Below are 19,475 nucleotides of genomic sequence, written 5' to 3' on the forward strand. Positions count from 1 at the left end.
GAGTTCGCTCTCCATCCCCCGGTCCACGGCGTGCCATGAGTTCCTCAGTCCCTGGTAGCGGTGCAGCTGTACTTGACGCCCTTCATGGTGATAGTACGCCATCCGGCCATGGTGCCGACAGAGGCCGAATTCGTCGGGGCGACGTCCGTCCCGCCACCGCCGCCACCGCCTTCTTTGCGGCAGTAGTAGCCGAGTGCGTCGAGCTTCTTCAGGGCACTCATGGCCTGGTACTTCTTGTACGACGCGAGCATGGCGGCCCGCTTCTGCGCAGGCGTCGCCTGCTTCGCCTTCGTGTAAGCGTAACACCCGATGCTGGCGCCGATTCCGACCCACGAGGCGCCCTTGGCGAGGGCCTTCGTCAGGCCGGCCGCGCCGCTGCCGATACCGATGACGGCACAGATCTCGTCCGCACCCGCCTGCACTTGGGGATCCGCCGCGGCGGTCGACCGCGCGGATATCGCATTCCCCTCACCGGACGATTCGCCGGGTGACGAAGCCGCCTGTGCCGTACCGCCCGCCACCCCGGTCAAGGCGCAGGCAATCATCACGGATATTGCTTTGTTACGCATATTCACGAAATCATTCCCCCAACTTCCTGGAACTGCCTGGTCATTGCAGTCCTTGTGATCATCGCGCCCGGGACTCTACCAGCGACCGCTCATGGCACGCTACTGATCTTTAACTGGTGTTGTCGGTCAGGTGGTTCGAGGGTGAGGCCGGTGCCGGCGAGGCACCCGTCGCTGACGTTGAGCCAGGGCTTCGGCGTAGTCGATTGACGTCCGGTTTGTGGTCACGTGAGTCCGAGTAGGGCGAGCGGCCGTCGTGGGTGCGGGAGAGGCCCAGTGCCTGCTGGCCCAGGTCAACCGCCACCGCAAACTCCCCGGTTACGGCCCGCAGCCAGGCCAGTTCCTCCAGAGCGGCGAGTTCGCCGATCCGGGAGCCGAAGGTGCGGGAGACGTCCAGCGCCTGCTGGATCAGGTCAACCGCGGCCGCGTAGTCCCCAGTTATGGCCCGTGTCCGGCCCAGGGCCCACAGAGCGTAGGCTTCGCCGTCGCGGTGGCCGAGGGTGCGGGAGAGGCCCAGTGCCTGCTGGATCAGGTCAACCGCGGCTGCATAGTCCCCATTCTCGTACCGTAGCCAGCCCAGGCTCCACAGGGTGGCTACTCTGCCGTGGCGGTCGCCGATGGTGCGGTAGAGGTCCAATGCCTGCTGGCCCAGTTCAGCTGCCGCCGTACAGTCCCCCCTCAAATACCGCAGCAAGCTCAAGGCCCACAGAGCGCCTGCTTCGCCGTGACGGTCATGAGTGTGGCGTGCGGCGGTGGCGGCGCTCTGGTGGAGGGCGGTGGCCTCGTCCCAGGGGCCTTGCAGGCGCAGGAAAGACGCCAGTGCGGCGGTGAGGCGGATGGCGTGAGAGTGATGTGCGGTGGCGGTGGTGTGGTGGATGCAGGCGATGAGGTTGGCGCGTTCGGTGTGCATCCACGCGAGCGCCTGCCGATGGGTGGGCAGGTCAGGTGCGGCGGCCGGGGCAGCACCGACGGTCCGGGGAGTGGGACCGGGGGCGTTGGCGAAGTGGCGGTCGGCGCTCTGGGTGGTGTGCTGGTAGTACTCCAGCAGGCGGCCGATGCCGGCGTCGCAGCCGCCTGCCGGGTCCTGTTCGGCGAGGGTGCGGGCGTAGGTACGGATGAGGTCGTGCAGGCGGTAGCGGCCGGTTGAGGGCGAGTCGATGAGGTGGTTCTCGTAGAGGGCTTCCAGCTCGCGGCGGGCCTGGGACAGGGGGATGCCCGCGAGGGCGGCGGCGGCGTAGGCGTCGGTATCGGTGCCCGGGTGCAGGCCCAGGCAGCGGAAGATGCGCCGCTGCTCCGGTGGCAGGCCGTGGTAGGAGGTGTCGAAGGCGGCGGCCACGGCACGGTTGCTGGTTGCGAGTTCGCCCAGCCGATCGCGGGTGGCGGCGAACTCGGCCAGATGCCAATGAGGATGGTGTGCGAGACGGCCGGCAAGCAGGGCGGTGGCCAGCGGCAGGTAGCCGCACAGCTCCACGAGGGTGGCGACGGCCTCGGTCTCGGCCTTGGTGGTGTGGGGGCGGTAGGCCAGGCGCGTGAACAGGCGGGCCGAGTCCTCGGGCGGGAGGGTGTCCAGCGGCAGGGGGATGGCGCCAACCCGCCCACCAGCAGTTCAACCAGCTCAGCCCCGAGCCCGGCCCCACCACGAACAGATTTCCTGACAGTCAGTCAGAAAAGTCAGCATTGAGTCAGCATCCACCCAGCCAGAGGTGCCGACAGGCGGAGACACATGCACACGCCCCAATCCACTCCATACAAGCCCTGACCTGCATAGATACTGGTCAGCCCGCTGCAGTCGCCCATCCACCCCGATCCCCGCACCAGTGCAGGTACAAGAGGTGCGGGCCAAGTTCAAGTACGCCGGAAAGCGGTCCGAGGCCGTACAGCAGCGCATATCCGATCGGCTGGCCGAGCGGAACGCGCCGGGCGATGCCGCCGCCCGCGTCCACCAGCAACGTCGTCTCGCAGCCGCTCGCGAGGGGCACACCCGGACGCCGTGAGGTGCCCGCACCCCGTGCTGAGGGCAGGCGGCCTGGGGCGCGGCACATGGTGCGGCCGGGCAGTCGCCATCCGGGGCAACCGCCCGACTTCACCGCCTGGCAGCCCACCCGCCAAGGGCTCCTGGGTGCTCCCCGGCGACTCCTGCACTCCGGCAACGACCGGCGTTCACCGGCACCGCCTCAGTCGGGCAGCCGTTCCCCGCGCTCGCGCTCGCCCGTCGCGTCCGCGCTGTCGGTGGCCACGGCTCCGGGCGACCCGGCGACCACGGTGGTCTCCTCCCGGCGCCCAGCCGTCGGCGTCGACGATTGTGCGATGAAGGCGCCGACCAGCACCACGACGCCGCCGAAGATCTGCGGAGGGGAGAGATGTTCGCCCAGCAACACCCAGGCCAGGACCGTCGCGATCACCGCTTCCAGGCAGGCCACGACACCGGCGACCTGGGGCGACAGACGACGGATCGCCACCACACCGGTGAGATAGGCAAGGACGGTCGCGACCAGCACGATCCAGGCGAGCAGTAGCGCAGCGGGGACGTCGGTGCCGTTCATCGAGGTCGTCCCGCCGAGCACCGACCAGTCCATCCCCCAGGGGCGGGCGATCACGGTGAGGACGAGGGTGCCGATCAGCAGCCCGTACGCGACGACGCCGAGCGGGTCGACGGTGTCCTCGCCATCGGTTCCGTGGTCCGAAAGGACGAAGTAGCCGACCTGGCAGCAGGCTGCGCCCAGGGCGAGAGCGAGTCCCAGCGCATCGATGCTGAGCCCGGACCACACCTCGACAACGCAGGCCAGGCCACCGACGGCGAGGACCACACCGATCGCGGCGGCGCGGGTGACCGGCCGCTTCTGGACGAAGCGGACCCAGCCGAGCACCAGGGCGGGCGCAAGATACTCGATGAGGAGCGCGACACCGACGGGGATGCGGGAGAGCGCGGCGAAGTAGCACGCCTGGACACCCGCGACGGCGAGCAGCCCGAATCCGGCGAGCAGCGCGGGCCTGCGCCGCACCAGGGAGCGGTGGCGCCAGGCCACGGGAAGCATCACCAGGGTGGCGCCCGCGACACGGAGCCAGGTGACGTGGAGGGGTTCCAGTCCCGCCTCGATCAGGGGTTTGGCGGCGACGCCGGAGCCGCCGAAGGCGACGGCGGAAAGCAGCGCGAGGGCCAGGCTCATCCCTCGGCCCGCGGTGGCCGTGGGCCCTCCCGCCCCGGGGGCGGGAGGGGACGCGGACGATCCCCCGGCGCCGTGAGTACCCCGACCCGGCCGGGCGTTCGTAGCGGCAGGGCTCCCCGAAGACGCGTGCATCGGGTCATCATGACAGGCGCCATGGGCGGAGTCACCCCTTACCGGCTCCTCTCGTCTCCCGACCACGGAGCAGCCGTCAGCTGGCCATCACCCCAGGTCGGCGGTGTCCCCATCCAGGCGGGCCGCGAGTCGCGCGGTGTCGACGGAGGCGCGGCGCAGCACCTCGACGGCACGGGACTCGGGATCATCCACCAAGGCGGCCAGCAGATCCAGGCAACCCGCACGGAGGGCGTAGCGGGCGTGCGCGCGGTCGAGGGCACCGTCCATGGCTGCGGCCGCGGCGGGCGACCATCCCGGTACGCCCCCCTCGGCCACCATGGGCACCGCGCCGGAATCCTCGACGGTGCCGTGCCACTGGAGCCCGTATCCGATGCTGCGCTGGACGAGGTAGCCGAGGAGCCGGGCGATCTGGGGCGGCCCGCCGTCGAAGGCATCCCGTACGGCCGGGTCCCACTCCAGCAGACCGTGCAGGAGGTGTGCGGTGTCGACCTGACGATCACCGTCCCGCGTGGCCCGTCGGCGGGCAGCGGATATCACCGACGCCAGCTCAACGGTGAGCTGCGCGTCCATATCCACCCGCGCGGGGACCTCCCCGCCGCTGTACGCAGTACGGTTTTGCACGCTTACCACCCCACCAGCCACGAAAGGCCCGGGCATCCCCGGTGGGGAGCATTTACACATCCCACCATGGTTGGGGAGAAGCCCGTCACTTCTCCTCCTTACGGAGGAGAAGTGGGCGCCGTGAGGGCGACATATCCGGCGGCCCCCCTCCTGTGCCGGGAAGCCCGGCCGCTGCTCTCCGACGTCCTCCCGTGACGGACCTACGAGGGAGCACTGCCCAGTGCAGCATCCCACCGTGGCGCGCCTCGACGCTCGACCGGCGGGCGGCCACGCCGCTGTGGCTCTCGGAGGCGCCGGTGTGGCCCGGCTGATCGCTGGCATTGACGGGCCATCAGTATTGAAGGTTGTCGTCGGTGCGGATACCTTCCGCGGACCCGTCAGGCATGTCGTCACCTAAAGGGGTGGTCGTATGGCCGCAGTCACCGCGCAGGTCCGCATCGAGGCTCCAGCCGGGCAGATCTGAGAGCGGCTCACCGACTTCGAGGGCTACGGCCGGTGGAACGCCACGCACACCGACTTCCCTCAAGGCGGGCCGGATCCTCTGGAGACGGGCGCGGAGTACGAGGAAAGCATGAAGCTGATGGGCTTCCCGGCCGAGGTCCGCTGGACGGTACGGGAACTGCGGCCGGAGCGGCTGCTGGACATCCGAGGCAAGGGCCCGATGGGCGTGACGCTGGTAATGCGGTACGCGCTGGAGCCGGACGGCGGGGCGACGACGGTACGCATCGACGGGGAGTTCACCGGCGCCGCGGTGTCCTTGATGGCCGGAAAGCTCAAGGACTCCGCGAGCTCGGCGCTGCAGACGTCGCTGAGCGAACTCGCCGCGGGCGGATATCCGCACGCCGGGGCGGGGGGCCGTGCACCCCCGGCCCTCAGTCCTCCTCAGCGAGGATCAGATAAAGCTCCTTCCGCGCCTTGTTGACCACCGCCATCGCCTTTTCCCGCTGCTCAGGGGTGCCGGTAGCCCATACCTGCCGGAAGGCGTCGACGAGACCGCCGCCGGCCTTGCGGATCTCGTTCATGGCCTCCCAGTCGACGCCACGCCCGGCCTCCTCCCAGGGGGCTTCGGGGCCGCCGTCGGCCTCCGTGCGCCCCTCCTCCGTCAAGGAGAAGAGCTTCTTGCCCCCCTCGGAGGCGCTGGCGATCAGACCCTCGTCCTCCAGGAGTTGGAGGGTCGGGTAGACCGAGCCGGGGCTGGGCTTCCAGGCGCCGCCGCTGCGCTCGGCGATCTCCTGGATCATTTCGTAGCCGTGCATCGGACGGTCCTTGAGCAGCGCGAGGATCGAGGCGCGCACGTCGCCGCGCCGGGCGCGGCCACGCGGCCCGCCACGCCCCCGGCCACCGCCGAACTGCGGTCCACCGAAGGGGGGCCCGAAGGGCCCGAAGGCGCGGCGACCTTCGAACCGGTCACCGAAGCCACCGAATCCGCCCGGTTCACCCGGGCCGCGGGCCCCGGGACCACCGTGTCGGCCGGCACTCCAGGGGCCGCGACCGAATCCGGTTTCCTGTCCGTGTCCGTGGGATCGCATGAGCTGTCCTTTCGTCAGTCGGTGGCCCAGCGGCCAACCGGTCGCCGGCCAACCACTTCATTGACCGATCGCGATGCGTCAACGATATATCGGTATCGTTCTTTCGGCAAGAGCGGGCACGCCTCGATGCCGCCCGCAGACGTGCCAATTTCTCGGGATTGGCCCTGAACTGTGGCGGAGCGGGTGGCCTAGGGTCCTCGGCATGAGGATTCGTATCGTCGATGCGTTCAGCACACGCCCGTTCACCGGCAACCCGGCGGGAGTTGTCCTTCTGGACTCGGATGACTTCCCTTCCAGGTACTGGATGCAGGACGTCGCCCGAGAGGCGAACCAATCGGAGACCGCGTTCGCCCATCCCCTGCCTCCCGGTGGCGAGGCGGACTGGGCGCTGAAGTGGTTCACTCCGACCACCGAGGTCACCATGTGTGGACACGCCACGCTCGCCACCGCGCATGTCCTGCACACCACCGGGGCGGCCACCGGAACGGTCCGCTTCGCCACCCGCAGCGGTGTCCTGACCACGACCGCGAACGACGACGCCACGTTCACCATGGACTTCCCGACTGCCCCGCTCACCCCTGTGAAGGTTCCGCTGTCGGTCGTCCGCGGGCTGGGCGGCGTCCCGATCCGCGGCGCGTACGAGACGGGTCCCCAGGTCGGCGACCTGCTGGTCGAGCTGGCTGATGAAGAGTCCGTGGACTGCCTGTCGCCGAACTTCGCGGCGCTGGCCGGGCACGACGGCAGGGGTGTGATCGCCACCGCGCGCGCCGACACAACCGACTGCAGTTACGACGTCCGGGCCCGCTGCTTCTTCCCCCATGTCGGTATCAACGAGGACCCGGTGACGGGCAGCGCCCACACCGCGCTCGCGCCGTTCTGGGCCGCCCGGATCGGCCGGGACACCCTCACCAGCCTGCAAGGGGGTGCTCGCACCGGCCTCATCCACACCCAGCTGCACGGCGACCGCACCCTGCTGATCGGCTCCGCCGTCACCGTGATCGACGGGGAACTCCTCGCCACGCCCTGAACACCGTATGGATGCGGTGCCCCGGGCCTCGGAACCTTTCCGGGGCACCGCACTGCGCTGCTTCCGGTCGTGTCCGAGCCTTCTTCAGGCCGCCTCCTCTGCCATTTCCCGGCACTCGCGAGCGTTCTCGGCAACCAGCGGCGGGATGGCGGTGTTTCTCTTCGTGAAAGATCTGGTCGGCGCCTGAGGCGGCGGCCGGCGCGAGGATCTGACGGGGGAAAGAGGTTCCGGCGATGTCGCACCACAGGCCGCCGAGCTGTTCAGGGACCGGACGAACGGAGCTGCCGGGGAGGGAACCACCCAACGGGCCGAAGTCCGATGCGGGGAGCGGCACGCTTCTAGCCTCCGCACCGAACACCACCGGCCTGCATGAACCGGGGCCGGTCGCGCCCGGGCCGGGCCACTCGGGAAGACGCCGCGGCCGGCCTGGTGCGTGCCGGAGTCCGGTGGCACGGCCCTCGGGCATCCGCCCCGGCAGGAAACCGAGGGGCGCGGTTGCACCGACGGTGGACGACGTCGGCACGGCTCCGGCGTCCGACCCCTGGTACGCGGCGCGGGGCCACAGACCAATCGGCGTGGTCTCAGCGGGAGTCGAGGGCGTGGAGCACTTCCCGGGCCGCGCGACGACCGGACTCGACGGCCCCTTCGAAGTAACCGTTTCCGTGCACGGCGGTCTCCGTGCCCGCCCAGTGGAGCGCCCCCTCCGGCAGACGCAGAGCATTGCCGAAGGCCGTCCATCCACCGGGGGTGAAGTGCCCGGAGAAACAGCCCCGGGTCCACTCCTCCGCGAGCCAGTCGAACTCGATGAACTCCTGCGGTTCCGCCGCCCGCTCGGTGAACAGTTCGCCGAGGCGGCGGGTGATGCTCTCCCGGCGCTCCCCGGGCGGACGGGCCCGCATGTGGGCTGCGTCGTCGCCGTAGGCGAACGCGGTCAGCACCGCCCTCGGGGCCTCTGGCGGCGTGTTGTCGACGGTTTCCGTGAGCACGCCCGTTGCCGACGTCGACACCCCCGACAGCCCCTCGTCCCGCCAGAAGGGCTCGGGGTACACGGCATGGACCTTCAGCGCGGTACCGGCCGTCATACGCTGGAAGACACCTGCCCTCGGGGCGCTCAGCGGCGGGTCGTAGCGGAGGCTCCCGGCGAGTACGGGCGGCAGCGTGATCACGGCCCGCGCCGCGCGGTACTCCCCCGGTGTCGTGGTGACGCGGACCCCGGTGTGGTCGTGGGCGATGCCGACGACCGGCTCGGACAGCCGGACGGAGCCGTCGGGCAGATCGGCGGCCATCCGCTCGGCGATCTCCTGTGCTCCGCCGACGATACGGGTCTCCTGCGCCCCGCCCCGGAAGCCGAGCAGCGCCTCGGTCCCTCCGCCGCTGGCCAGGTAGAAGAGCGTTTCGAGCAGGGAGGTCTCCGAAGGGCTTCCGGCGAGGAGTCCGCCGGAGATGACCCGGCCGACGTAGCGCTTCGCGGCATCCGGGGCACCGGTCCCATCGAGCCAGGTGGCGAAGGTCTGCCGGTCCCAGGCCACCGCGTCGGCAGCGGTCCACGGGCTCTTCACGGGGACATGCCCGCACAGCGTGTCGAGTTCCCGGAGGAGCGCGGTCACCTCGTCGGGGAGCGCGGTCCGGTGCTCCCCGTCGTAGTCGATCACCGAGGAGCCGTACTGCGGGGTCGGGTAGGTGGCGATGCCGTAGTGGCGGACCAATTCGCTGATCCGGAGCTGGCCGGAGGAGATCCACTGTCCGCCCAGGTCAAGTTGGGTGCCGTCGGGCAGAAAGCGGGTGAAGGCCCGCCCGCCGACCCGGCCGCGGGCTTCCAGTACGAGAATGTCGCAGCCCGCCCGGTGGAGTTCCTGCGCGGCGCTGAGGCCCGCGAATCCTGCGCCGACAACCACCGCGTCGCGCTCACTCACTCCGGTCACCGCTTCCCTGTCTCATTCCGCCCGGCCTGCGCCGTACGGGCCGTCGGCACCTTCAGGATCATGGTCGGACGGCGGGCTCACGGGGCGCGCCACACCGCTCATGGCCCGGTTCACCCGGTATGGGCAACCACCCCCGCAGGGCCACCACCGCGGAAACTCACCGCTGTCGGCCCACCTCCGCACCCCGGTCCTTTCGGGGCCGGCCCTGCAACACCCGACGTGCACCACACGCTCCGGGCCACCGGACCATCCCCCTCGAACAAGCCACACACCAGACCGAACGGCTCACCCCCGCCGCATCCATCCGGCGCACCCCGCGCCCTGCGCCTACAACGTCGGCAACCAGTCCACCCGGCCCGCGAGCAGCGCGTACCCCAGGAAGGCCACGATGTCGATCAGGGCATGCGCGGCGATCAGCGGGCCTACGCGGCCCCACCGCCGGTAAAGGAGGACGAAGATCACGCCCATCACCATGTTGCCGACGAAGCCACCGATGCCCTGGTAGAGGTGGTACGAGCCGCGCAGCACGGCGCTGGCGGCGAGTGCGGCCATCGGCGTCCAGCCCAACTGCCCCAGGCGGCGCAGCAGGTAGCCGACGACGATGACTTCCTCCAGGACGGCGTTCTGCACGGCGGAGGCGATCAGTACGGGGAACTTCCACCACACGTCCGGCAGCGCCTCGGGCACCACCGTGAGGTTGAAGCCCGCCGCCCGCGCACCCAGGTAGAGCAGCAGCCCGCTGCCGCCGATCACCGCGGCGAGCGCCGTACCGCGCCCCAGGTCGAACCCGGGACGGCGTCGGTCGCATCCCAGCGCACGGAGCCCTCCCACGCGCTCCCGCAGCAACAGATGCGCCACCAGGGCGACCGGCACCAGCGCCGTCGTGATCCCGAAGAGCTGCCAGGCGAGGTCCAGCCACGGACGGCCGGGCGCATGGGAGCCGTTCAACGTCGCCACCTGCTCCTTGAGGCCGTCGGAGCGGGTCACCGCGCCGAGGAAACTGATCAGCGCGGACACACCGCTGGCCCCCAGCGAGAGGGCCAGCACCAGAAGCGTCTCGTTCCGCAGCATCTTCCGGGACAGGGACTCCCCCGGCCGCCCATCACCGGGTACGTCGGCCTCACCACGGACATCCACATCCGACCCCACAGATTTCTCCACTTTCACCGCTTTCTCCGCTCGCGCCCCTGCCTGCGCATCCATCACTTCCACCACTTCCGCGATACCGCCACCCGTGCCATGCCTGCCCGGTTAGGGTCGCCGCACCAGGTACGAAGATCGCGCGACAGGCCGGGGCAAGCGCCGTCCCACGTGGTGTGCCCTGCCTCCGCCGAGTCCCGATCGAGCTCCGTGACGCAGGAGAGGCGCTACCGCGATGGGACGTCACAGCTTGCCCGACAGCTCCGAACCGGACGGCGCGGGGCCCCGGCCCGGCACGCGCCGCCGCACCGTCGTGCTGGCCACGGCGCTGGTCCTCGCTCTCGCGGCGGGCACGGTGGTGGTGCTGCGCGCCGATCTGCTGCCGTTCGGCAAACCGTGTGGCGGCGACTCCGTCCGGCTCGATGTCGTCGCCTCGCCCGACATCGCCCCCGCCCTCGACGACGTGGCGGACCAGGCACGGCGCGATGAGACACGTACCGACGGGAAGTGCCTGGACGTCAAGGTGACGGCGCGCTCCGGAGCGGAGGTAGCCGACTCACTCGCGCAGCGCCCGGCACACAACGAATTCCAGGTGTGGATACCGGACTCCACCCTCTGGGAGGACCGCGTGGAAGCGGCCAGCGGCACGCCGTTGACCACCAGCGGAACGATCGCGGCCTCCCCCCTCGCGCTGGGTGCCGTGCCCGCCGCCGCCGAGAAGCTGGGCTGGCCGGAGAAGACGTACGGCTGGGCCGCGATGGCGAAGGCTGCCGACGACGGCACTCTGCCGCTCGGGGTGGCCGATCCCGCGCGCAGCGCCACCGGACTCCTCGCACTCTCGCGCATCGACGCCGCCTACCGGAAGGAGAAGACGGGCGAGGACGCCGACACGGCACAGGGCCGGACGGCCGCCGCCGCCAAGGTGCTCCACCGGTGGCTCGCCGACGGCGACGAAGAACTCGCCGCGACGCTGCCGCGTGACGCCTCCGACGCCGAGACGGCCGATCCGCACCGCAATCAGACGGTCCTCCTCTCAGAACAGGCCGCGTTCGCGCACAACCGCGCCGCCGCCGGGCCCGGGCTGGAGCTCTTCTACCCCGCGGACGGCACCGCCCAGCTCGACTACCCGTACACCCTCGTGGACGAGAACCAGCTCGACGCCGATCAGTCGCGCGCCGCCAGCCGCTTCATGACCCTGCTGGCCACGCCCGAGGGTCAGCAGGTGCTACGCACCCACGGCTTCCGGGCGGGCCACGGCAGGGCCGATGAGAAGGTGACCCGTGCGGCGGGCGGACGCGCGCCCCAGCCGTACACCCAGGACGCCGCCCCGCTGCCGTCCGCCAAGGAGATCCGGGCGCTGCTCGGCATGTGGACGGTCACCGTGCAGAACGCCCGGCTCACCACGGTGGTCGACGCCTCGTCGTCGATGGGGCTCGCGGTGCCCGGCAGCGGCGGCCGGTCACGAATGACGCTGGCCAGGGATTCGCTACTCCGGGCGCTGACGACGTTCACGCCGGACGACGAGATAGGGCTGTGGAAGTTCGCCACGGTGCTCGACGGTTCCCGCGACTACCTGGAGGTGTCCCCCACCACCCGGCTCGGCGGCCGGGACTCCGGCGGCTCCACCCACCGTGACGGCCTCGCGGCCGCCCTGCAGATGCTCGCGCCCGTCCCCGGTGGCGGCACGGGGCTGTACGACACCACGCTCGCCGCGTACCGCGAGGCCCGGTCGTCGTATGCGGAGGGGAAGTTCAACGCGGTCGTGGTGGTCACCGACGGCGCGGACGACGACGCCGACAGCATCGGCCTGGACGGCCTGGTGGAGCAGGTGAAGAAACTGACTGACCCGGGGCAGCCGATACCGCTGATCGCCCTCGCGCTCGGCCCGGAGGCCGACCGGTCGGCACTGGACCGCATGGTCGCCCCGACCGGCGGCTCCGCCCACGAGGTCGAGGACCCGTCACAGATCGACAAGGTGATCCGGCAGGCCATCGTCGCCGCGGGCAGCGAGGAGCAGGGGTAGCACGAGCGACCGGAGCGCACCGGACCTGCCCCGACGGCGGGCGGCCCCCGGCCTCGTCTCCGGGGCGAGCCGCCGACGGCCCGTCCCCCAAAGGGCGACCACCCAGCTCAAGGCCCCGGGGCAAGCCGCTTCCCGCCTCCCCGGACCAGCCGCCTCCGGCCCCCTGGGCGACTCCATCCCGAACGCACCGGGCAAACGCCTCCCAGGCAAACCGCCCCCGAAGCGCACCCACCGGACAGGCACCTCGGGAAGCCCTCAGACGCCCCGTCCCCGAAGCCGGCCCCCAGGCCCGACGCCCCACCCGGTCAGCCCCCCAAGACTCCCCGCCTCATCCCCCGTCCGCCCTCTCCCCGCTCCCCCACCCGTTCGCTTCCGCGCGGCGCGGCGGCGGTACGGTACGGCGGACCGCGGGCCAGGCGACGGGCCAGGTGTGCACCGGCTCGCCGGACCGCATCAGTTCGCCGTAGCGGCTGGTCATCGCAGCCAGTGCGGCCCCGCGGTCCAGGCCCTGTTCCCGCGCATGGTGGTAGGCGGCGGTCTGCCAGGAGGCGCCGTTGGTACGGCGGACGCAGCGTTCCTCGATGATGCCGAGGTAGCGGTCCCGGTCGGCCGGTTCGACGCCCCAGGCGTCCAGCCCGGCGGCGGCCAGCGGCAGCAGCTCCTGTTGGACCAGCCGCGTCACCGGCATCTCCGCGACCCCGCCCCGCCCCGGACGCGGCCAGCGCAGCGTGGCGTCGATGCCATGGCGGCAGGCGGCGGCGAAGTTCTCCGCGGCGGCAGCGAACGGCAGCCGGGTCCACACCGGACGCGGCTCCTCGGCGAGCGCCCGCACCAGCCCGTAATAGAAGGCGGTGTTGGCAAGGACGTCGGCGACGGTGGGACCGGCCGGCAGCACACGGTTCTCGACCCGCAGATGCGGTATGCCGTCGGCGACCGCGTACACCGGACGGTTCCACCGGTAGACGGTGCCGTTGTGCAGCACCAGCTCCGCCAGGTCGGGCACGCCGCCCGCGTCGAGGACGCGCAGCGGGTGCTGTGTTCCGCAGAGCGGCAGCAGCGGCGGGAAATACCGCACGTTCTCCTCGAAGAGGTCGTATGCCGAATCGATCCAGCGCTCCCCGAACCAGGTGCGCGGGCGCACCCCCTGCGCCTGGAGTTCCGGTGGCCGGGTGTCGGTGGACTGTTGGAAGACCGGCGGCCTCGATTCGCGCCACAGCTCACGGCCGAAGAAGAACGGCGAGTTGGCACCGACGGCCACCTGGACGGCGGCGAGAGCCTGGGCCGCGTTCCACACCGCGGCGAACCGGCCGGGCGTCACCTGGAGATGCAGCTGTACGGAGGTGCACGCGGCCTCCGGGGCTATCGACGGCGATCGGGCAATGAGCCGCTCGACGCCCTGGATATCGAGCGCGAAGTCCTCGCCGCGCGCCGACCGCATTTCGTCGTTGAGCAGGAAATAGCGGTCATTCTCGGAGAGGCTTGCGGCGGTGAGATCGGTGGTGTCCAGGGTCGGCAGAATACCGATCATCACGATCCGGGCGGCCACTTCGCGGGCTTTGCGGTCGGCATAGGCGAGCGCGGTGCGGAGTTCCTCGGCGAGCTGCTCGAAGACCTGCCCGTGCAGCCGGTGCGGGGTGATGTTCACTTCGAGATTGCAGCGGGCGAGTTCGGTCTGGAAATCCTGGCTCGCAATACGCTCCAACACCTGGGAGTTCATCATCCGGGGAAGTCCGTCGGCCCCGGCGAGATTGAGTTCGATCTCCAGGCCCACCAGATTCTTCGGCCGGTCGAACCGTCTTTCCCCCAGCAGCCTCGCCAACCCCTCAAGACACTCCTGAAGCTTTCTTCGATAACGCTCCCGGTCCGCCAGGCCGATGCCGTCCGCGGCGACCTTCTCCCCCATCGAAGGGTCCTTCCTCCAGTGGACGGCCCGCAGCCACGGGCCGTCCGGGGCCGTCCCCGGCACCACCGGGGCACGCATCACGGTCGATGATGCCCCGGTGATCTGATCCATAACGCCTCAAGGGCGTTCGGCTGTCGATAGGCTCGAAGTGGCGGAGAGCCTGGCACGTACCGTTGGCATATTGCGACGACAACCGCCGCCGACAATTCTCCCGGATATCCACCGGGAGTATTCGGCCTACCGCCTGACGGGAGAATATGGAGGCGATCCTCCCGCCCTCCACACAAAGAAGGAGGAAACGCCTCTTTAATGGGTCCGGATTACCTCTTGCCAGAAATCATGGGAGCGATTACGGGAAACACCGCGGGAACATACGTCGTATAAACTCCGTTCACGAGGCGGAGACTTGGGCCCCGTGTCGCGTTGCGCGCCCCTGCGCGGAGATACGCGCCCGGCTCCGACCCCGCACGCTGACAACGCCGTCCGCGTCTGCCGTGCCTCACCGTGTCTCCCAAGTGAGAGGCGACCACCATGCCGCTGCACGTACCCGCTGCCCCCGCACCCGCCCTGCGCAGCGTCCTCACCGCTCTCGGCTCGCCCACCGCCGTCCGCGAGGCCCGCCCCGCCGCACTCCGCGCGCATCAGGGCCCGCTCAGCGCCGACCACCCGCTCCCGGTCCACGTCCTGGACGGCATCGGCCGCACCGGCACCCCGCCCCGCACCCGTCTGGCCGGGTGGCGCTTCCTGGTGCTCGGCGGCGAGCGGCCGGTCGCCGCGGCCGAGGCGCGGCTGACGGCGGACGGCTGGGCGTTCGCCCACTTCTGCGGCGGCCCGTACGTCACGGCGACCGAACAGGCCCTTCACCAAGCCGAATCGCTCAGCGCCGCGTACCAGCCGCGGCTACTGTCCGTACCGGAGCTGTACATGCTGACGCTGTGGCTGCACCACGACACCGCCTCAGACGGCACCTCGGGACTGCCGGCCGCGGGCGATCTCCTGGTGCCGCTGGCCCCCGCGCCGCCCGGGATCGCCGCGCACCTCCCGCAGCGGGTGGCCGACCTCCTGCCCCGGCTCAGCGACCGGCTCGCCCCGCCGCCGCTCCTCGGCTCCACCGCCTGAGCGCGTCCGGAAACGACCGGCGGACGGACACCGACCGCCGGACCGGCACCCTCCACACGGCGTACGCACCACACGGCCGAGCGCCCCGCGAGCCCCCGAGGCCGCGGGGCGCCCGGCTGTGCGACCCACGTGCAACCGTCCACCGCCCCTCCCTCAACCCCCCTGGCACGGTGCGCATTTGGGAGCAACCGCCCGCACGGGTGACACGTCCGTATCGAGTGCGTACCACTGCTGCGAAATACCTGCGGAAATCCGTCCGCGGGGCAACACTGAGTCCAACCGAAGGAAACGGGGGAAGCGGCCATGACCACTTCACGCTCATCGAGCCGCACGACGACGTTCACCCATCCGCAGCGAAAGACAACGCCCATGTGTCAGCACCAGCCGCCCTGCCCGTCAGCCGACTCCACCGACCGGGAAGCCGCGCATCCCGTGGCGCACCACCCGGAGCAGGGCTGGAGCCTGTTGTGCAACGGCGTCCTCCTCTTCGAGGACACCGGTGAGCTTCTGCCGGACGGTCAGGTCATCGCCCCGCACCGTCCGGACGGCACGAACCGGGTCGCCACCACCGTCTGACCCGTCGCACGTCAAAGGGCCCCCGGCGCGATCGCCGAGGGCCCTCATCGCTGCGCGGACGTCAGCCGTCGTACTCCGTCAGCGGCGGGCAGGAACAGACGAGGTTACGGTCGCCGAAGGCACCGTCGATGCGGCGGACCGGCGGCCAGTACTTCTCCGCCGCCACGACACCTGCCGGGAAGACGGCCTCCTCGCGGGTGTACGGGTGCGACCACTCACCGCGGAGCGCGCCCGCGGTGTGCGGGGCGTTGCGCAGCGGGTTGTCGTCCTTGTCCCATTCGCCGGTGCCGACCTTCTCGATCTCCGCGCGGATGGCAATCATCGTGTCGCAGAAGCGGTCCAGCTCGGTGAGGTCCTCGCTCTCGGTCGGCTCGATCATCAGCGTGCCGGCCACCGGGAACGACATCGTCGGGGCGTGGAAGCCGTAGTCGATGAGGCGCTTGGCGACGTCGTCGATGCTCACGCCCGTGGCCTTGGTCAGCGGCCGGACGTCGATGATGCACTCGTGCGCGACCAGCCCGCCGGGACCGGTGTAGAGCACCGGGAAGTGCGGCTCCAGGCGCTTGGCGATGTAATTCGCGGAGAGCACCGCTACCTGCGTGGCGCGCTTGAGGCCCTCGCCACCCATGAGGCGGACGTACGCCCAGGAGATCGGCAGAATTCCGGCCGAACCCCAGGGCGCGGCGGAGATCGGGCCGACGCCGGTCTCCGGGCCCGCGGTGGGCTGCAGCGGGTGGTTGGGCAGGTACGGCGCGAGGTGGGCGCGGACGCCGACCGGGCCGACGCCGGGGCCACCGCCGCCGTGCGGGATGCAGAAGGTCTTGTGGAGGTTCAGGTGCGAGACGTCGCCACCGAACTTCCCGGGCTCGGCGAGGCCGACCAGCGCGTTGAGGTTGGCGCCGTCCACGTAGACCTGGCCGCCCGCGTCGTGCACCGCCGCGCAGATCTCGCTGATGTGCTCCTCGAACACACCGTGCGTCGACGGGTACGTGACCATCAGGACGGCCAGCTCGTCGCGGTGCTTGTCGATCTTGGCGTGCAGGTCCTCGGTGTCGACCTCGCCGTCCTCGCCGGTCTTGACGACGACGACCTTCATCCCGGCCATCACGGCGCTCGCGGCGTTGGTGCCGTGCGCCGACGACGGGATGAGGCAGACGGTGCGCTGCTCGTCGCCGTTGGCGCGGTGGTACGCACGCACCGCCAGCAGACCGGCCAGCTCGCCCTGGGATCCGGCGTTCGGCTGGAGGGAGACCTTGTCGTAGCCGGTGACGGCGGCCAGCCGCTCCTCCAGCTCCTGGATCAGCGTGAGGTAGCCCTGCGCCTGCTCGGCGGGGGCGAAGGGGTGCAGCTGCCCGAACTCCGGCCAGGTGACCGGCTCCATCTCCGTCGTCGCGTTCAGCTTCATCGTGCAGGAGCCGAGCGGGATCATGCCGCGGTCGAGCGCGTAGTCCTTGTCGGACAGGCGGCGCAGGTAGCGCAGCATCGCGGTCTCGGAACGGTGCTGGTGGAAGACGGGGTGGGTGAGGTAGCCGTCGGTGCGCAGCAGGCCCTCGGGCAGCGCATCGGCGGCCACCGCGTCCAGCTGCTCGACATCGCCGGAGACGCCGAAGGCGCGCCAGACGGCGGCGAGCTGCGCCCGGCCGGTGGTCTCGTCGCAGGCGATGCCGACGTGGTCCGCGTCGACCTGGCGGAGGTTGACACCGGCGTCCCGGGCCGCGGCGACGACGTCGACGGCCCGTCCCGGTACCCGGGCGGTCAGGGTGTCGAAGTACGCGCCGTGCAGCAGCTCCACGCCACCGGCCTTCAGGCCCTCGGCGAGGACCGTGGCGTAGCGGTGGGTACGGCAGGCGATGGCGGCCAGCCCGTCCGGGCCGTGGTAGACCGCATACATTCCGGCCATGACAGCGAGCAGCACCTGCGCGGTGCAGATGTTGCTGGTGGCCTTCTCACGGCGGATGTGCTGCTCACGGGTCTGCAGGGCGAGGCGGTACGCCTTGGCGCCGTCGGCGTCGACCGAGACACCGACCAGGCGGCCGGGCAGGCTCCGGGCGAACTTCTCGCGTACGGCCATGAATCCGGCGTGCGGGCCGCCGAAGCCCATCGGGACGCCGAAGCGCTGGGTGGTGCCCACCGCGATGTCGGCGCCCAACTCGCCCGGCGAGGTGAGGAGGGTCAGGGCCAGCAGGTCGGCGGCGACGGTGACGACGGCGCCCAGCTCCTGAGCCTGCGCGATGACCGCGCGGGGGTCGCGGACCGCGCCGGACGCCCCGGGGTACTGCAGCAGCACACCGAAAACGCCGCGCTCGGCGATCTCCGCCGGGATGCCGTCAACGAGGTCGGCGACGACGACCTCGACGCCGGTGGGTTCGGCGCGCGTCTTGATGACGGCGATGGTCTGCGGCAGGCAGTCGGCGTCGACGAGGAAGACGCCCTGCTTGACCTTGCCGACCCGCCGGGAGAGCGCCATGGCCTCGGCGGCCGCGGTGCCCTCGTCGAGGAGCGACGCGCCCGAGGTGGGCAGGCCGGTGAGGTCGGCGACCATCGTCTGGAAGTTCAGCAGCGCCTCCAGCCGACCCTGCGAAATCTCCGGCTGGTACGGGGTGTACGCCGTGTACCAGGCGGGGTTCTCCATGACGTTGCGCAGGATCACCGGCGGCGTGAACGTGCCGTGGTAGCCGAGGCCGATCATGGACGACAGGACCTGGTTGCGCTGGGCGAGGGCGCGCAGCTCGGCGAGGACGTCCGCCTCCGAACGGCCCTGCGGGAGCCCCAGCGCCTGGGCACTCTTGATCACATCGGGCACGGCGGCCGCGGTCAGCTCGTCCAGCGAACCGAATCCGACCTGCGCGAGCATCTTCGCCTGCGCCTCATGATCCGGACCGATGTGCCGGTGCGCGAAGGGCGTACCGCGCTCCAGCTCGGTCAGGGGGATGCGATTGGTGGTCATCTGCGGGGCCTCCTGGTCTCAACGACCTACGAGGGGCACACGGCGCTGGTGCCCGGACGGCCTCCCCCTCTGTCATCTCAACCTGAGAGCTTCACCGGCCCACCGCTGCGGCCCGGCTTTCACCGTCGGTGAGGAGGGGTTCCGGCGCTGCGTCGTCCGTGGCCCGCCCTGCTTTCCAGAGTGACCTCGTCCGAGCGGTACGTGTGCCTGAGAGTTTCCGGGGAGGATTTGCTCCTTCGGCGTCCGCGCCGCGAACGACGTGGACTCTCCCGCACGGGATCAGCGGCCATTTGCCAGCCTACCAGCGCGTCATCTGGGGGATCCTTCGAGTGGCCGACATACGAAATGTGCCGTTTGGTAGGTGTCACAAGGCAGTTGCGACCAGTTGGAGGGGCCGTGCAAACCGATATCGACCCGCGGAGCCTGATCGGCCGCAAGGCATACGACCGCCAGGGCGCCAAGATCGGCACCGTGGACGAGGTCTACCTCGACGACGCGACCGGCGAACCCGAATGGGCGGCAGTGCGCACCGGTCTTTTCAGCCGCGATGCCTTCGTCCCCCTGGAGCCGAGCCGCCTGGTCGACGACGCCCTGCACATCCCCTACGACCGCAAGCTGATCAAGGACGCCCCCGACTTCGGCGTCGGCCGCCACCTCTCCCCCGAGCAGGAACTCCAGCTCTACCACCACTACCGGCTGGACATCACCTCCCCGGGGGACGTCGACCGTCCCCCTGCCGACAAGAACTTCGGCAACGTCGCGGGGTCGGACGGCTGACGGCCGTCCCAGATACACAGCCCGAC

14 protein-coding genes, 2 pseudogenes and 1 riboswitch are annotated in these 19,475 nt (G+C 70.7%); of the genes and pseudogenes, 7 read left to right on the forward strand and 9 right to left on the reverse strand.

Going from position 1 to position 19,475, the window contains the following annotated elements:
- Nucleotides 1-44 precede the first annotated feature (44 nt).
- Nucleotides 45-569, reverse strand: coding sequence for a hypothetical protein (locus OG422_RS02540; RefSeq protein WP_405747607.1), 525 nt, complete (start codon nt 567-569; stop codon nt 45-47).
- Nucleotides 570-678: 109 nt separating this feature from the next.
- Nucleotides 679-2,037, reverse strand: coding sequence for a tetratricopeptide repeat protein (locus tag OG422_RS02545; RefSeq protein WP_405739166.1), 1,359 nt, complete (start codon nt 2,035-2,037; stop codon nt 679-681).
- A gap of 346 nt (nt 2,038-2,383) precedes the next feature.
- On the opposite strand from OG422_RS02545, the pseudogene OG422_RS02550 reads away from it, so the two are divergent.
- Nucleotides 2,384-2,560, forward strand: a pseudogene (locus tag OG422_RS02550) (FMN-binding negative transcriptional regulator); the annotation flags it as partial.
- 180 nt (nt 2,561-2,740) lie between these two features.
- On the opposite strand, the gene OG422_RS02555 reads toward OG422_RS02550, so the two are convergent.
- Both OG422_RS02555 and OG422_RS02560 read right to left on the reverse strand, forming a co-directional pair.
- Nucleotides 2,741-3,733: an EamA family transporter gene (locus OG422_RS02555; protein ID WP_405739169.1), complete on the reverse strand. Its 993-nt coding sequence runs from the start codon at nt 3,731-3,733 to the stop codon at nt 2,741-2,743.
- A gap of 219 nt (nt 3,734-3,952) precedes the next feature.
- Nucleotides 3,953-4,486, reverse strand: a complete 534-nt coding sequence (locus OG422_RS02560; RefSeq protein WP_405739172.1) for a Clp protease N-terminal domain-containing protein — start codon at nt 4,484-4,486, stop codon at nt 3,953-3,955.
- Nucleotides 4,487-4,895: 409 nt separating this feature from the next.
- Between OG422_RS02560 and OG422_RS02565 the strand changes: the two are divergent.
- Nucleotides 4,896-5,408 (forward strand): annotated as a pseudogene (locus OG422_RS02565) (SRPBCC family protein).
- On the opposite strand, the gene OG422_RS02570 reads toward OG422_RS02565, so the two are convergent.
- Nucleotides 5,359-6,015, reverse strand: a complete 657-nt coding sequence (locus tag OG422_RS02570) for a PadR family transcriptional regulator (RefSeq protein WP_405739174.1) — start codon at nt 6,013-6,015, stop codon at nt 5,359-5,361. The pseudogene OG422_RS02565 and the gene OG422_RS02570 sit on opposite strands and share 50 nt — an antisense overlap.
- A gap of 202 nt (nt 6,016-6,217) precedes the next feature.
- On the opposite strand from OG422_RS02570, the gene OG422_RS02575 reads away from it, so the two are divergent.
- The gene (locus tag OG422_RS02575; RefSeq protein ID WP_143941530.1) at nt 6,218-7,042 is read left to right on the forward strand and encodes a PhzF family phenazine biosynthesis protein; all 825 of its coding nucleotides are present in this window, start codon (nt 6,218-6,220) and stop codon (nt 7,040-7,042) included.
- A 581-nt stretch (nt 7,043-7,623) separates the two neighbouring features.
- Here OG422_RS02575 and OG422_RS02580 read toward each other — a convergent pair.
- Together OG422_RS02580 and OG422_RS02585 are read right to left on the reverse strand one after the other, a co-directional pair.
- Nucleotides 7,624-8,964, reverse strand: coding sequence for a flavin monoamine oxidase family protein (locus OG422_RS02580; protein WP_405739178.1), 1,341 nt, complete (start codon nt 8,962-8,964; stop codon nt 7,624-7,626).
- Nucleotides 8,965-9,291: 327 nt separating this feature from the next.
- Nucleotides 9,292-10,035, reverse strand: coding sequence for a CPBP family intramembrane glutamic endopeptidase (locus OG422_RS02585; protein WP_185993876.1), 744 nt, complete (start codon nt 10,033-10,035; stop codon nt 9,292-9,294).
- A 304-nt stretch (nt 10,036-10,339) separates the two neighbouring features.
- Here OG422_RS02585 and OG422_RS02590 point away from each other — a divergent pair, with 304 nt between their 5' ends.
- Nucleotides 10,340-12,127, forward strand: a complete 1,788-nt coding sequence (locus OG422_RS02590; protein ID WP_405739181.1) for a substrate-binding and VWA domain-containing protein — start codon at nt 10,340-10,342, stop codon at nt 12,125-12,127.
- Nucleotides 12,128-12,455: 328 nt separating this feature from the next.
- On the opposite strand, the gene OG422_RS02595 is transcribed toward OG422_RS02590, so the two are convergent.
- The gene (locus OG422_RS02595; protein WP_405739184.1) at nt 12,456-14,030 is read right to left on the reverse strand and encodes a glutamate-cysteine ligase family protein; all 1,575 of its coding nucleotides are present in this window, start codon (nt 14,028-14,030) and stop codon (nt 12,456-12,458) included.
- A 531-nt stretch (nt 14,031-14,561) separates the two neighbouring features.
- Between OG422_RS02595 and OG422_RS02600 the strand changes: the two genes are divergently transcribed.
- Nucleotides 14,562-15,149, forward strand: coding sequence for a hypothetical protein (locus tag OG422_RS02600; protein ID WP_143943665.1), 588 nt, complete (start codon nt 14,562-14,564; stop codon nt 15,147-15,149).
- Nucleotides 15,150-15,518: 369 nt separating this feature from the next.
- Nucleotides 15,519-15,725: a DUF5999 family protein gene (locus tag OG422_RS02605; protein ID WP_143943666.1), complete on the forward strand. Its 207-nt coding sequence runs from the start codon at nt 15,519-15,521 to the stop codon at nt 15,723-15,725.
- A 61-nt stretch (nt 15,726-15,786) separates the two neighbouring features.
- Here OG422_RS02605 and gcvP read toward each other — a convergent pair whose 3' ends face one another.
- Nucleotides 15,787-18,672, reverse strand: a complete 2,886-nt coding sequence (gene gcvP, locus OG422_RS02610; RefSeq protein ID WP_405739188.1) for an aminomethyl-transferring glycine dehydrogenase — start codon at nt 18,670-18,672, stop codon at nt 15,787-15,789.
- Nucleotides 18,673-18,857: 185 nt separating this feature from the next.
- A riboswitch (glycine riboswitch) is annotated at nt 18,858-18,954 on the reverse strand.
- Nucleotides 18,955-19,068: 114 nt separating this feature from the next.
- Between gcvP and OG422_RS02615 the strand changes: the two genes are divergently transcribed.
- Nucleotides 19,069-19,449 (forward strand): PRC-barrel domain-containing protein, encoded by a 381-nt coding sequence (locus OG422_RS02615; protein WP_185994053.1) that lies wholly within the window; start codon nt 19,069-19,071, stop codon nt 19,447-19,449.
- Nucleotides 19,450-19,475 lie beyond the last annotated feature (26 nt).

Source organism: Streptomyces sp. NBC_01525 (genome assembly GCF_045040405.1).
Lineage (GTDB): Bacteria > Actinomycetota > Actinomycetes > Streptomycetales > Streptomycetaceae > Streptomyces > Streptomyces benahoarensis.

Excerpts from the sequence above, each read along its gene's own strand:
- OG422_RS02540 (WP_405747607.1), bottom strand. The coding sequence starts at position 569 with ATGCGTAACAAAGCAATATCCGTGATGATTGCCTGCGCCTTGACCGGG.
- OG422_RS02555 (WP_405739169.1), bottom strand. The coding sequence starts at position 3,733 with ATGAGCCTGGCCCTCGCGCTGCTTTCCGCCGTCGCCTTCGGCGGCTCC.
- OG422_RS02570 (WP_405739174.1), bottom strand. The coding sequence starts at position 6,015 with ATGCGATCCCACGGACACGGACAGGAAACCGGATTCGGTCGCGGCCCC.
- OG422_RS02575 (WP_143941530.1), top strand. The coding sequence starts at position 6,218 with ATGAGGATTCGTATCGTCGATGCGTTCAGCACACGCCCGTTCACCGGC.
- OG422_RS02585 (WP_185993876.1), bottom strand. The coding sequence starts at position 10,035 with ATGCTGCGGAACGAGACGCTTCTGGTGCTGGCCCTCTCGCTGGGGGCC.
- OG422_RS02590 (WP_405739181.1), top strand. The coding sequence starts at position 10,340 with ATGGGACGTCACAGCTTGCCCGACAGCTCCGAACCGGACGGCGCGGGG.
- OG422_RS02595 (WP_405739184.1), bottom strand. The coding sequence starts at position 14,030 with ATGGGGGAGAAGGTCGCCGCGGACGGCATCGGCCTGGCGGACCGGGAG.
- OG422_RS02600 (WP_143943665.1), top strand. The coding sequence starts at position 14,562 with ATGCCGCTGCACGTACCCGCTGCCCCCGCACCCGCCCTGCGCAGCGTC.
- OG422_RS02605 (WP_143943666.1), top strand. The coding sequence starts at position 15,519 with ATGTGTCAGCACCAGCCGCCCTGCCCGTCAGCCGACTCCACCGACCGG.
- gcvP (WP_405739188.1), bottom strand. The coding sequence starts at position 18,672 with ATGACCACCAATCGCATCCCCCTGACCGAGCTGGAGCGCGGTACGCCC.